This is a genomic window from Stenotrophomonas sp. MYb238 (assembly GCF_009496535.1).
GTDB lineage: Bacteria > Pseudomonadota > Gammaproteobacteria > Xanthomonadales > Xanthomonadaceae > Stenotrophomonas.
Window position 1 is genome coordinate 36,549 of the sequence record NZ_WIDL01000014.1, and the last position, 13,351, is coordinate 49,899.

Genomic DNA, 13,351 nt, shown 5'->3' on the forward strand with positions numbered 1-13,351 from the left:
CCATGAAGAAACTGGCCGCACTCGCCCTGCTGGTCCTGTGCACCTCGCCCGCGCTGGCGGAAAGCCGCTACGCGCAGGCGCGCGCACTGGCATTTGATGTCCTGGGCCATCAATACGAAAACGCTCACACTTCCGGCAATGTCTGCGCATTGGGGCTGCCAACCAAGGCGCAACGCAGCGCCGTCAGCGCCGCACTGGCAAGCGTCGAGCCCCCCTTGCCCGAGTCGCCCGATCCCACGTTCGTTGCGGCCTTCGTCAACCCGGCCCTGCTGACCGAACGCAGTTGGCTCGATCCACTGATCCTGGCGACCTTCGCCGACGACGTGGCCATGCTCGAACGCATGGAAGCCAGCGGCCATCCCCTGCAGGAACGCGCTGGCGGTCTGTTGCAGGATGCGGTCCATGCAGGCGCGCGGCAGGTGCTCGATTACCTGCTGGCGCGCGGCGCGGCGCCTGATGCGACCAACGAGTCCGGCGTCAGCGCCCTGATCGTCGCCGCGGCCAACAACCGGATCGACATGGCCCGCGTCCTGCTCCAGGCCGGCGCCTCACCGAACCTCGCGGCCGGCAGCGGCGCCACGGCGCTGCGCTATGCCGTCGGCTGCCGCAACCAACCGATGGTGGACCTGCTGCTGGCGGCCGGCGCCGCGCCGGACGAGGCCATCCGCCAGTCGGCGATCAAGCGGGACGTGCGGCTGGATGCCGCCAGCGGGCACTGACGCCGGTTCACCCGATGGAAGCAGGCGCGGGATTCGGCGCGTCACGCAGACCTGTGGGAGCCGCCGCCGGCCCGTGCCGCAGGCCGACAGCCGTCGCCTGCGCTCAGCGCTCGACGATCGCCACCACGCCCATGCCGCCGGCGGTGCAGATCGACACCAGCGCGCGGCCGCCGCCGCGTTCGGCCAGTTCCTTGGAGACGGTGGCGATGATGCGCGCGCCGGTGGCGGCGAACGGATGGCCGGTGGCCAGCGACGAACCCAGCGGATTGATCTTCTCCGGGTCGATGCGGCCCAGCGGCGCATCCAGGCCCAGGCGGTTGCGGCAGTAGTCCTCGCTTTCCCACGCGCGCAGCGTGCACAGCACCTGCGCGGCGAAGGCCTCGTGGATCTCGTAGATGTCGAAATCCTGCAGGGTCAGGCCGTTGCGCCGGAGCATCTCCGGTACGGCGATGGTCGGCGCCATCAGCAGGCCTTCGCCGTGCACGAAATCCACCGCCGCCACCTGCGCGTCGCGCAGGTACGCCAGCGGCTCGTGGCCGTGGGCGCGCGCCCATTCCTCGCTGGCCAGCAGCACCGCGGCGGCGCCGTCGGTCAGCGGCGTGGAGTTGGCGGCGGTGAGCGTGCCGCGGCCGGAGGTCCTGTCGAACGCCGGCTTCAGCGTGGCCAGCTTCTCCAACGAGGTATCCGGGCGCAGGATGTTGTCGCGCTCCACGCCGCGGAACGGCGCGATCAGGTCGCCGAAGAAGCCGCGTTCGTAGGCGGCGGCCAGTTTCCGGTGCGAGGACACCGCCCATTCGTCCTGCGAATCGCGCGAGATGTTCCACTGCTTGGCCATGTCCTCGCAGTGGTCGCCCATGCTCTTGCCGGTGCGCGGCTCGGCCACGCCCGGGAACTCGGGCTTGAGCTCGGACAGGCGGAAGCCGGACAGCAGCGCCTTGACCTTGTCGCCGGTCGACTTGGCGCGGTTGGCGGCCAGCAGGCGCCCGCGCAGCTTCTTGCCATAGACGATCGGCACGTCGGAAGTGGTGTCCGAACCGCCGCCGATGCCCGAGTCGATCTGGCCCAAGGCGATCTTGTTGGCCACGGTGATGATGCTGTCCAGCGAGGTGCCGCAAGCGCGCTGCAGGGTGATGCCCGGGGTCAGCGGCGACAGCCCGGAGGACAGCGCGGCCTCGCGGCCGAGGTTCCAGTCGCTGGGGTGTTTGATCACCGCGCCCATCGCCACTTCGCCCAGCTGCTGCCCGTGCAGGCCGAAGCGCTCGACCAGCGCGCCGAGCGTGCGCACCGACATGCCGAGGTTGCCGACATCCGCGTAGGCGGTGTTCTGGCGGCAGAACGGAATGCGGACACCACCGAGAATGGCGACGGGACGGGCGCTGGACATGCGGTTACCTGGGGCTGATGGGGGAAGGCGACGCGGACCTGCCTGCGGCAGCAGGCATAATGGACATCGAGTGTAGCTTCGAGCCCGTGACGGGCCAACCGCGAACCATGAGCATTTCCAACCCCGACATGAACGCACTGGGCGTGATGGCGCTGGAACTGGCCGGCGGCCAGCAGCCCGGACGCACCGCGCTGCCTGCCGGCCAGGCCGGCGAACTGGCCGCGCTGGTGGGCCGAGACCTGGCCAGGCTGGTGCCGCAGGCCAGCGGGCTGGACCTAGTGCTGGCCGCGGCGCATTTCGATCCGGCCGAGGTGCTGCGCCCGGGCTGGCCGGTCCACCGGCGCCTGGAAGAGCTGCAGATGCGCGCGCCCGGCCGCAACCAGGGGCCGCGCCTGCTCGCCTTCGGTGCCGACGCGTCCGGCGACGTGCCGCTGCCCCTGCAGGCCGATGCCGCGCTCGCCGGCGGCGGCCTGCGCGTCCTGCCGTTCGTGCTGACCGGCAGCGATGCCGCCCTGCTGGCCGAGACCCGCGACGCGCTGGAAGAGGTGCTGCTGGCCAACGGCATGGCCCAGGCCGATACCGCGTTGCTGGCGCATACCGCCTTCGACGCGCAGATCGAGCACGCGCGCTATTTCACCGTCAACGACCTGGCCGCGATGATGGCCATGCAGTACGACAACCAGGGCCTGGCCGGACTGTGGCCGCTGCTGGAGACGGCGATGTTCTCGCCGGAGCGCGAGCAGTGGCTGGACGCCGCGCCCGAACCGCTGCTGCGCTATGCCGGCAGCGAGGTGCGCATGGCCCTGTTCGATCCGGCTGGCTGGTGCGCGCACTACGCCCAGGACCGGAACGACTGCGATCGCCTGCAGCGCATCTACGAGCAGTACCTGATGCGCCAGCGGCAGATGGCCGCGGTGCTCGAGGCGCATGGCATGGACGTGCTGTACGTGCACGTCGAGGCCGGCCAGGACGCGCGCGCGGCGATGGCGCGCTGAGGGCCGGGCAAGCGCCGACGCCCACCTGCTTCGAACGGAAAACGCCGGCATCCGCCGGCGTTTTCCCTGCGTGCGGCGGGTGGCCTTACTCGGCCTTGGCGATCACCGCGCAGGCCAGGCGCGCGCCGGCGTTGCCGGTCGGCTGGCTGTGGTAGTCGTCCGGGTCGGCATGGACGATCAGGCCGCGGCCGATGATGTCGAAGGCGTCGCCCTTGCCGGCGTTGACGTTGCTCGACACCGGGCCGTCGACGTGGGCGTTGCCCTGCGCGTCGGCGACGATGTTGGGCATGTCGCCGCCATGGTGCGCGGCCGCGTCGATGCTGCCGTGCTTGGCGTCGCCCGGGTTGAAGTGGCCGCCGGCGCTGGTGCCGTCCGGTGCGCTGCAATCGCCCTTCTCGTGGATGTGGAAGCCGTGCTCGCTGCCCGGCTTCAGCCCGCTGATGTCGCCGCTGGCATGCAGCCTGCCGTCCACGACGGTGAAGCGGATGCTGCCCTTCACCGTGCTGTCCTTGGTCGGCTGCAGGTCGGCCATGGCCACCGCGGCGTCCATTGCCGGCGGAGCGGCGGGGGCGGCGGCCGGTGCGGCAACCGGAGTGTCGGACGCGGTATCGGCCGGCGTTGCGGCGGGCTCGGCGCCCTGTTTGCAGGCGCTCAGCGCCAGTGCGCTGGCGAGGAACAGGCTGGTGTGGATCAAACGCATCGTCGTACTCCCTTCGTTGGACTGGATCGGCCGGATCGCCGCATTCAGCGGGTGACGCGGATCACGCCGCAGGCGATCCGGGCGCCGGCGTTGCCCGCCGGCTGGCTGTGGTAGTCGTCGGCGTCGGCATGGACCACCAGGGCGCGGCCGGCGATGTCGTTGGCTGCGCTCCCGCCAAGGGTAACCCCGCGCAGGTGTACGTCCACGTGTACGACGCCCTCGGCGTTGACCTGCAGGTTGTCCATGTCGCCGGCATGGTGCGCGTTGTTGCCGGCGCGACCGTGCGGCTGGGCCGCGGGGTTGAAATGGCCGCCGGCGCTGCTGGCGTCGACCGCGCTGCAGTCGCCCTTCTCGTGCACGTGGAACGCCGCCTGCCTGCCGCGCGGAAGGCTGCCGATCACGCCGGTGATGTGCACGCCGCCGGCTTCCGGCACCAGCACCACCCGGCCGCTGACCAGGCTGGCCGATGCCGGCGCGAGGTTCGCTTCGGCCATCTGCGCGGTGCTGACCGCCGGTGGCGCCGGCGGCGCTTCCGGCCTGGCCGGCGCATGGGTGCCGCAGGCGGCCAGCAGGGCTGTGCCGGCGAGGGCCGTCAGAGGTAGGCGAAGATGCATGGCGGGCTCCTGAACATTTGCCGCAAGCGTACTGCCTCGGACGAAAAAATCCTCGCATGCATCGGTGTCGCCGGCTCGTGCCGTCGACCGCTCGCCGCACGATTACCGCTGCGGGTCGACCAGAACGCCAAGCGACGCGCCGTCCCGCCGCTACCTCGCTCCGGCGGCGTTCTTCCCGGCGTCTTCGACCTTGGCCAGCGTCTCGCGCACGCTGCGCAGCGGATCTTCGCGCCCGTCGCCGTACACGGCACGCATCGCCGCCAGCGCGGCCTGGGCATGGACGCGCGCGCCAACGATATCTCCAAGCGCGAGTTCGGCCTCGGCCAGGCCACGCAGGATCTCGGCGGTGACCGGGTGATCGCGCGACAGCGTCCGCTCCGCGATTTCCAGCAGCGCGCGCTGCTCCTGTTGCGACTCCCGCGTGCGGCCCGCCGCCAGCAGCCAGTTGGCGTGGTTGTGGCGGTTGACCAGGGTATCCAGCGACTCGGGGCCCGAGTGGGCGATGCTCCACTCCATCGCGGCGCGGTAGTGGGGCCCGGATTCCTCCAGCTTGCCCTGCTGGCGCAGCGCGCCGGCGAGCATGCCGCGGGCGAAGGCGGTGTAGCTGTTGTTTTCCCCGTACAGGCGCCGATACGCGCCCACCACCTGCTGCAGCTGGACCTCGGCCGCGGCGAAATCGCGCTGGTACAGGTAGGCGATGGCGAGGTCGCGGCGGGTGACCAGGGTGAGCGGATGGTCGGGGCCTTCCAGGCGCGCACGGCGCTGGACGAGGTCGCGCAGCATTGCGATGGCCTGCCGTTGCCCGCCGGTGCTGGAAAGCACGTTGGCGAGCCGCTTTTCCGCATCCAGCCGGTACGGGTCGTCCGCGGGCAGCAGGCGCGCGAGTCCTTCCTCCGCCGCGCGTGCCTCGCGCAACGCCGCGTCCGGAAGCCCGAGGTCGATGAGCACCATCGCCCGGCGCGACTGCATGTCGTGGGCGAGCCAGAGGTGCTCGGGCTTGCCGCTCCGCGCCCTCTCGATGCCTTCGGCGAGCAGCGCGTCGGCTTCCTTGTGTTTTCCGGCTCCCACCAGCGCATCGCCCAGCACCTGGGTCGCACGCAGATACTGGAACTCGAGCCGGTCCGGATGCCTGCCGGCCAGTTCGCGCACCGCCTGCAGGTGCGCCACGGTGAGCCCGAACTCGGCCAGGTGGTTCTGGTTGATGCCGATGAGCAGTTCCATGTCGGCCAGGATGTCCGGGTAGGCGGCCAGCTCCCGCGACGCACGCCTGGAAGCGTCGTCGAGCACGCGCAGCATCAGCGTCTTGTCCAGGTCCTGCGAGATCGCCGGATCGACGCTGTCCAGCACCGAGGCCAAGAACTCCGACGTCACTTTCGCCCGCGCCGCTTCCTGGCGCGCTTCGCGCAGCGACCAGGCGGTCGCCGCCAGGCCCGCGACCAGCGCCGCCGCGACCATGCACGACGCCGCCACCGCCAGCCGGTTGCGGCGCACGAACGTCCGCAGGGCCAGCCATCGCGCCGGGCCGGCGGCATGCGGCGGATAGTGGGAAAGCCAGCGCCGCAGGTCTTCCAGCAGCGACGACACCGATGCGTAGCGCGCGGCGCGTTCGGGCTGCAACGCCTTGAGGGCGATCGCGTCGACGCCGTCGCGCAGTTCGCGCCGCAGCCTGCCCGGCGTGCTGCCGCGCAGCGCCGCCAGCTCCCTCTGGCGCGGCACCGGCTGTGCCCGCAGGTACCGCGAAGGGGCGACGAGGGCGCTGCTTTCCGGGCGGCTGCCGCAGGCCAGTTCGTACAGCAGGGCACCCAGCGAATACACGTCGCTGCGCGCATCGATGCCGCTGCCCGGGTCGGCCTGCTCCGGACTCATGTAACCGGGCGTGCCGCCGCCGACCGTTTCCGCCGTGCCTTCGGTTTCCATGGCGATGCCGAAATCGATGATTTTCGGCAGGGGCTGTCCATCGACCTCGGCGACCAGGATGTTGCCCGGTTTCAGGTCGCGATGGATCACGCCCTTCTGGTGCGCGTGCTGCACGCCCTCACCAGCCTTGACCAGCAGTTCGATGCGCTGGCGCAGGTCCAGCGCGTTCTCGTCGCACCATCTGGAGAGGGGTTGGCCATGGATGTATTCCATCACCAGCCACGCATGGCCATCCTCCTCGACGCCGGCGTCGTGGATCTGCGCGATGGCCGGGTGCTGCATCTGCGCCAGCAGCCGGCATTCGTACTCGAAATGACCGTGGCGGCGCGCATCCACCAGGGCCGCCGCGCGCACCAGCTTGAGCGCGACCTCGCGCTCGTAGGCCCCGTCCGCGCGCCGCGCCAAGTAGACGCGCCCCATGCCGCCCGAGCCGATCATCCGCTCCACCGCCCACGGGCCGAAACGCGTCCCGGGCGCGACGTCCAGATCGCTGGCCCGCACGACCGTCTCGACCACGCGTCGCAACGGGGCATGCAGGCGCGTGGCATCGGTATCGGCGGCGATCAGCGCCAGCAGTTCGCGCTGCAGCTCCGGATCGTCGCCGGCCTGCGAGTGCACGAAGGTGATCCGTTCGGATTCGGGAAGCTCCGTGGCGCGGTGGAACAGCTCGGTCAGACGGTTCCAGGCATCGGCGTTCAACATGGCGGCCGCTTCGCAGGCCCGGCGCGGCCGCAGGGCTCCAGCGGCAGCCCATCCGGCACGCGCCGGACGATGCCCGCGATGTCCGAAGGTGGCATCTGCGTCCCCATCGGGGGCCGATCATACACGGCCCCTCCGGCCTGCCCGGAGTGACCGGATGCTCAGCGCTTCCTTCCCGGCCCCAGCTTGCGGGTGACGGTGTTGCGGCCGAGCCCGAGCCTGGCCGCGGCTTCGCTGCGGTGTCCGTCGGTGGCGGCCAGGGCCGCGTCCAGCAGCACGGCCTCCATGCGTTCGCGCACCTCGGCGTGCAGGCCGCTCGCGCCTTCGGCCAGGCGCTGCCGCGCCCATTCGGCCAGCGCCTGGTCCCATTGCGCGGGCGCCGCGCCGCCCGCGCGCGCACGGCCAGCACGGGCCAGCGCCGCCTGTACGTCGGCGGCGGCGATAGTGTCGGCCACCGCCAGGGCGGCCAGCCGCCAGCACACGTTCTCCAGTTCGCGCACGTTGCCGGGCCAGGCGTGCTGGCGCAGCGCCTGCACGGCGGCGGCGGACAGGCGCTTGGGCGGCATGTCGAGGCGGTGCGCGGCGCCGGCGAGGAAGGTCGCGGCCAGCGTCGCCACGTCGTCCAGCCGTTCGCGCAGCGGCGGCAGCCACAGCCGCACCATGTCCAGCCGGTGCAGCAGGTCGGCGCGGAAGCGGCCCTGCTCGACCAGCGTCTCCAGGTCCTGGTGAGTGGCGGCGACCACGCGTACGTCGACGTGGATCAGCTCGCGCCCGCCGACGCGGAAGAACTCGCCTTCGGCCAGCACCCGCAACAGCCGCGTCTGCAGCGGCAGCGGCATGTCGCCGATCTCGTCCAGGAACAGGGTGCCGCCATGGGCCTGCTCGAAGCGGCCGATATGGCGCCTGGCCGCGCCGGTGAAGGCGCCGGCCTCGTGGCCGAACAGCTCGCTTTCCAGCAGCTCGGCGGGAATGGCGGCAGTGTTGAGCGCGACGAACGGGCCGCGCGCGCGCGGCGATTCGCGGTGCAGCGCGTTGGCCACCAGTTCCTTGCCGGTGCCGGTCTCGCCATTGATCAGCACCGACAGCGGCGCCTGCGCCAGGCGCCCGATGGCGCGGAACAGCGCGCGCATGGCGGGCGTATCGCCGATCAGCTGCGGCGCCTGCTCGTCCTGCGCGGCCGCGGGCGGAGTCTCCACGCGCGGCTCGGGTTCGGGCAGCGCGCGGCGCGCCAGTTCCACCGCGTCGTCCAGATCGAACGGCTTGGACAGGAATTCATGCGCGCCGCCGCGGAACGCGCCGGCGGTGCTGGCCACGTCGGTATAGGCCGACATCACGATCACCGGCAGCTGCGGATGCGCGGCCTTGAGTTTCTCCAGCAGGACCAGGCCGTCGTCGCCGGGCATGCGCACGTCGGTGAACAGCAGGTCCGGCGCCGGTCGCCGCGCCAGCGCGTCCAGCGCCGCGGCGGCGCTGTCGAAACCTTCCACGGCGTAGCCGGCATCGCGCAGCGCGGTGGTCAGGACGAAACGCACCGCGCGATCGTCGTCCACCACCCAGACCGCCGCCGGCGCGGTGGGGTCATGCATCGGCGGCCTCCTTTTCCTCGCTGGCGGCCGGCAACGGCAGCAGCAGGGTGAACACGGTATGCCCGGGGCGCGAGCGGAAGCTCAGCGTGCCGCGATGCTCGCGCGCGACCTGCTGCGCCAGCGCCAGGCCGAGGCCGGTGCCTTCGGCACGGCCGCTGACCAGCGGCAGGAACAGGTGTTCGGCCAGGTCGTCGGGCACGCCGCGGCCGTCGTCGGCCACTTCCAGCCGCAGCGCCAGCGGCGAGGCGTGTTCGGCGATGCGCACGCCATGTTCGATCCGGGTACGCAGCACGATGCGGGTGGCGCCGGCCTGGATCGCGTTGCGCACCAGGTTGAGCAGGGCTTGGGTCAGGCGGTCGGCGTCGCCGGCGAATTCGGGGATGCTCGGGTCGTAGTCCCGCTGCAGCTGCAGGGCCCAGCCGGCCTCGTTCTCGGCCAGGCGCAGCACGCGCTCGAGCGCGGCGTGGATGTTGAGCGGCGCGTGCGGCCGCTGCGGCGCCGGCGACAGCAGCTGTTCGAGCAGGGTGTTGAGGCGTTCGATCTCGGCGCCGATCAGTTCGATCAGTTCGCCCTCGGCGGCGTCGCGGTTGCCCGCGCGCCGCGCCAGCAGCTGGGCGGCGCCCTTCAATCCGGCCAGCGGATTGCGCAGCTCGTGCGCCAGCCCCTTGAGCGCGGCGCTGAACGCGCCGGGCAGCACCTGCGCCGGATCGGGCGCGGCGAATTCGTCCACCGGGTGCGCCTCCAGCAGCCAGCCGCCGGCGTCCAGCGGCGTCAGCCAGCCCTCGGCGAAACGGGGGCGCTCGCCGGGCAGCGCCAGCGCCAGCCGCGACAGCCGCACGGCATCGGCGGCGCCGGCCTGCGCAAGCCGTTCGGCCAGCGCTTCGCCCTGGCTTTCCAGCGAGGCCAGTGGCTGCCCCAGCAGGCGCCGCACGCTCACCCCCAGCCAGCGGCAGAACGCCGGGTTGGCGCCGGCGATGCGCCCGTCCGGCGTCGCCCATGCCAGCGGCGTGGCCATCATTTCGGCGGTGGGCAGGGAACCGGTATCGCGCATTGCACCAATGTAGTGCAAAGAAGGGGACGGTCGCCATGCCGGAACCGGCCAGGCCCGCCTGGGCGGACCTGGCCGCTCCCGCTCAGGCCTCGTAGGCCGATTCGCCATGGGTGCTGATGTCCAGGCCGGTGCGCTCGGCTTCCTCGCTCACGCGCAGGCCGACCAGCGCGCGCACCACCAGCAGGATCGAGGCGGTGACCACCGCGCTCCACAGCACGGTGAAGCCGATGCTGACCGCCTGCACCCAGAGCTGGTGGCCGATATCCAGGCCCGCCTTGGTGCCGCCCAGCGACTGCGCGCTGAACACGCCGGTGAGCAGGGCGCCGACGATGCCGCCCACGCCGTGCACCCCGAACACGTCGGCGGTGTCGTCGGCCCGCAGCAGCCGCTTCAGGCCGGTGACGCCCCACACGCAGACCATGCCGGTGACCAAGCCGATCACGATGGCGCCCATCGGCCCCACCGTGCCGCAGGCCGGGGTCACGCCGACCAGGCCGGCGACCGCGCCCGAGGCCGCGCCCAGCGCCGAGGGATGGCCCTTGGTCACCGCCTCCACCAGGGTCCAGCCCAGCACCGCCGCGGCGGTGGCCAGCACGGTATTGAGGAAGGCCAGCGCGGCGACGGTATCGGCCGCGGCGGCGGAACCGGCGTTGAAGCCGAACCAGCCCACCCACAGCAGCATCGCGCCGAGCCAGGTCAGCGGCAGGTTGTGCGGCTTCAGCGCGGTGTGGCCATAGCCCAGGCGCTTGCCGACGAACCATGCCGCCACCAGTCCGGCCACGCCGGCGTTGATGTGCACCACGGTGCCGCCGGCGAAGTCGATCGCGCCCATCTCGCCCAGCCAGCCGCCGCCCCAGACGATGTGCGCCATCGGGATGTAGGCCAGGGTGAACCACAGCGCGGAGAACAGCAGCACCGCGCGGAAGCGGATGCGCTCGGCGAACGCGCCGACGATCAGCGCCGTGGTGATGCCGGCGAAGGTGGACTGGAAGGCCACGAACAGGAAATCCGGCAGGCCGACGATCGGTGTATTGCCCACCGATTCGGGAGTGAACCCCTTGAGGAAGGCGAACCGGGTGAAGGAACCGAAGAACGGGTTGCCCGCGCTGAACACCGCGCTGTAGCCATAGGCCACCCACAGCAGCAGCACCAGCGAGAACACCACCAGCACCTGGCTCAGCACCGACAGCACGTTCTTGGCGCGCACCAGTCCGCCATAGAACAGCGCCAGGCCCGGCACCACCATCATCAGCACCAGCAGCGTGGAGGTGAGCATCCAGGCCACGTCGCCGCGGTCGAACGCGGGAGCGGCTTCCTGCGCCGATGCGGCGAGGGGAAGCAGGGCCAGCGCCAGGCCGGCCAGCAGGGACGACGGGCACAGACCACCGACCCGGGCCCTGGACCCGGTGAAAATTTCCTTTCGCATTGTCGACTCCGGTTGGGGTTGGATCAGCGCAGAGGCGGCTGTCGGCCCCGCTCCCTCCGTGAGAGGGATCGGGGCGAAGGGTGATGGAGTCCCGATGGTTCAAGCATCACCGGCTCCATTCGCCCCTCATCCGGCGTTTCGCGCCACCTTCTCCCGAAGGGAGGAGGAACAACCGTCCTTCGCGCTGATTCAGGGGGTGGGGTTCAGAGCGCGTCCGCGCCTGTTTCGCCGGTGCGGATGCGCACCACCTGTTCGAGCGCGGTGACGAAGATCTTGCCGTCGCCGATCTTGCCGGTGCCGGCAGCCGCCTGCAGCGCTTCGATCACCGCCTCGGCGTGGTCGTCGGTGACGGCGGTCTCGATGCGGATCTTGGGAAGAAAATCGACCACGTATTCGGCGCCGCGGTACAGCTCGGTGTGGCCCTTCTGCCGGCCGAAGCCCTTGACCTCGGTGACGGTGATGCCGGAAACGCCGGCCGCGCCCAAGGCCTCGCGTACTTCGTCGAGTTTGAACGGCCGGATGATGGCGGAGATCAGTTTCATGCGCAGGTCCCGATGTGGAGGAGACCGGCCCGCCGCGGGCCGGTGCCGTGTCTTCCATCGGCCATGGAGCGGCCGCTGGCGTTGCGCCGGATGCGCCGCGGGCCGGTGACGCGGGGAAGAAGGCCTGGCCCGCGCGGCGCGTTTCCGGTTTCTCTTGCCACTGCCTGGGTGTTGCCGGGGTTTGCCGCCAGGGGGCGGCGATGGCGAAAGCGGGAGGGGAGGGACTTTGCCATCGCCGCCGATCCCGGCGGCAAGAGGGTGGGCGGCCGCGCGATGGCGGCCGCCACGGTCAGCTGGCGTAGTACAGCTGGTACTCCAGCGGGTGGGTGGCCGCGCGGAACGCGGTCACTTCCTTCATCTTCAGCGCGATGTAGGCATCGATGAAGTCGTCGCTCATCACTCCGCCGGCCTTGAGGAACTCGCGGTCCTTGTCCAGCGCTTCCAGCGCCTGGTCCAGCGAGGAGCAGACCTGCGGGATCAGCTTTTCCTCCTCCGGCGGCAGGTCGTACAGGTCCTTGTCCGAGGGAGCACCCGGGTCGATCTGGTTACGGATGCCGTCCAGGCCGGCCATCATCAGCGCGGTGAAGGTCAGGTAGCCGGACTGGATGGGATCGGGGAAACGCATCTCGATGCGGCGCGCCTTCGGGTTGGACACCCACGGAATGCGGCACGAGGCCGAGCGGTTGCGCGCCGAGTAGGCCAGCATCACCGGCGCCTCGAAGCCCGGCACCAAGCGCTTGTAGCTGTTGGTGCCGGAGTTGGCGAAGGCGTTGATGGCGCGCGCGTGCTTGAAGATGCCGCCGATGTACCACAGCGCCATCTGCGATAGGCCGCCGTAGCCGTCGCCGGAGAACAGGTTCTTGCCTTCCTTGGCCAGCGACTGGTGCACATGCATGCCGCTGCCGTTGTCGCCGACCAGCGGCTTGGGCATGAAGGTGACGGTCTTGCCATTGCGGTGGGCAACGTTCTTGATGACGTGCTTCATGCGCTGCAGTTCGTCGGCCTTGGTCACCAGCGTGTTGAACTTGGCGCCGATCTCGCACTGGCCGGCGTTGGCCACTTCGTGGTGGTGCACTTCCACCTCGATGCCGACCTTTTCCAGCACCTTGCACATCTCGGCGCGGATGTCGTGCAGCGAATCGGTCGGCGGCACCGGGAAGTAGCCGCCCTTCACCGCCGGACGGTAGCCGGTGTTGGTGCCGTCGTAGCTCTTGCCGGTGTTCCAGGAGCCTTCCTCGGAGTTGATCTTGAAGAAGGTGTGGCCCATGTCGTTGGCGAACTGGACCGAGTCGAAGATGAAGAATTCCGGTTCCGGGCCGAAGAAGGCCAGGTCGGCGATGCCCGAGGACTTCAGGTAGGCCTCGGCGCGCTTGGCGATGCCGCGCGGGCAGCGGCCGTAGCCCTGCATGGTGGCCGGGTCGAGCACGTCGCAGGTCAGCACCAGGGTCGGGTCGGCGTAGAACGGATCCAGGTAGGCACTGTCCGGATCCGGCAGCAGCACCATGTCCGATTCGGCGATGCCCTTCCAGCCGGCGATCGAGCTGCCATCGAACATCTTGCCTTCCTCGAACAGCGACGGCTCGATGATCGAGACCGGGAAGGTCACGTGCTGCTCGATGCCGCGCATATCGACGAAACGCAGGTCGACGAACTCGACCTGGTTGTCCTTGATCAGCTTCTCAACGTTTTCCAGGGACATCGGGCAAAACCTCGGATGG

At 70.7% G+C, this 13,351-nt stretch carries 11 protein-coding genes; 2 read left to right on the forward strand and 9 right to left on the reverse strand.

The window, feature by feature from the left end; genetic code table 11:
• Positions 1-2: 2 nt before the first annotated feature.
• Positions 3-719, forward strand: coding sequence for an ankyrin repeat domain-containing protein (locus CQ393_RS10805; protein WP_153191554.1), 717 nt, complete (start codon positions 3-5; stop codon positions 717-719).
• Between the two features lie 103 nt (positions 720-822).
• Here CQ393_RS10805 and CQ393_RS10810 read toward each other — a convergent pair whose 3' ends face one another.
• Positions 823-2,103: an acetyl-CoA C-acetyltransferase gene (locus CQ393_RS10810; RefSeq protein ID WP_153191555.1), complete on the reverse strand. Its 1,281-nt coding sequence runs from the start codon at positions 2,101-2,103 to the stop codon at positions 823-825.
• Between the two features lie 107 nt (positions 2,104-2,210).
• Between CQ393_RS10810 and CQ393_RS10815 the strand changes: the two genes are divergently transcribed.
• Positions 2,211-3,098 carry a hypothetical protein gene (locus tag CQ393_RS10815; RefSeq protein WP_194269647.1) on the forward strand — a complete coding sequence of 296 codons (888 nt, stop codon included), beginning with the start codon at positions 2,211-2,213 and terminating at the stop codon, positions 3,096-3,098.
• An 85-nt stretch (positions 3,099-3,183) separates the two neighbouring features.
• Here CQ393_RS10815 and CQ393_RS10820 read toward each other — a convergent pair whose 3' ends face one another.
• The 8 genes from CQ393_RS10820 to glnA form a co-directional block, all read right to left on the reverse strand.
• Positions 3,184-3,798: a superoxide dismutase family protein gene (locus CQ393_RS10820; protein WP_153191556.1), complete on the reverse strand. Its 615-nt coding sequence runs from the start codon at positions 3,796-3,798 to the stop codon at positions 3,184-3,186.
• 44 nt (positions 3,799-3,842) lie between these two features.
• Complete coding sequence (locus tag CQ393_RS10825) at positions 3,843-4,412, reverse strand: superoxide dismutase family protein (protein ID WP_153191557.1); 570 nt, start codon at positions 4,410-4,412, stop codon at positions 3,843-3,845.
• A 150-nt stretch (positions 4,413-4,562) separates the two neighbouring features.
• Complete coding sequence (locus CQ393_RS10830; RefSeq protein WP_153191558.1) at positions 4,563-7,031, reverse strand: serine/threonine-protein kinase; 2,469 nt, start codon at positions 7,029-7,031, stop codon at positions 4,563-4,565.
• A gap of 158 nt (positions 7,032-7,189) precedes the next feature.
• Positions 7,190-8,614, reverse strand: coding sequence for a nitrogen regulation protein NR(I) (ntrC, locus tag CQ393_RS10835; RefSeq protein ID WP_153191559.1), 1,425 nt, complete (start codon positions 8,612-8,614; stop codon positions 7,190-7,192).
• On the reverse strand, positions 8,607-9,665 hold the full coding sequence (locus CQ393_RS10840; protein ID WP_153191560.1) for an ATP-binding protein: 1,059 nt from the start codon (positions 9,663-9,665) through the stop codon (positions 8,607-8,609). The genes ntrC and CQ393_RS10840 overlap by 8 nt, the downstream gene beginning before the upstream one ends.
• Positions 9,666-9,747: 82 nt before the next feature.
• Entirely contained in the window at positions 9,748-11,091 is a 1,344-nt protein-coding gene (gene amt, locus CQ393_RS10845; RefSeq protein WP_153191561.1) for an ammonium transporter, read from the reverse strand.
• Between the two features lie 203 nt (positions 11,092-11,294).
• Complete coding sequence (locus CQ393_RS10850) at positions 11,295-11,633, reverse strand: P-II family nitrogen regulator (protein ID WP_153191562.1); 339 nt, start codon at positions 11,631-11,633, stop codon at positions 11,295-11,297.
• A gap of 289 nt (positions 11,634-11,922) precedes the next feature.
• The gene (gene glnA / locus CQ393_RS10855; RefSeq protein WP_153191563.1) at positions 11,923-13,332 is read right to left on the reverse strand and encodes a type I glutamate--ammonia ligase; all 1,410 of its coding nucleotides are present in this window, start codon (positions 13,330-13,332) and stop codon (positions 11,923-11,925) included.
• Positions 13,333-13,351: the final 19 nt, after the last annotated feature.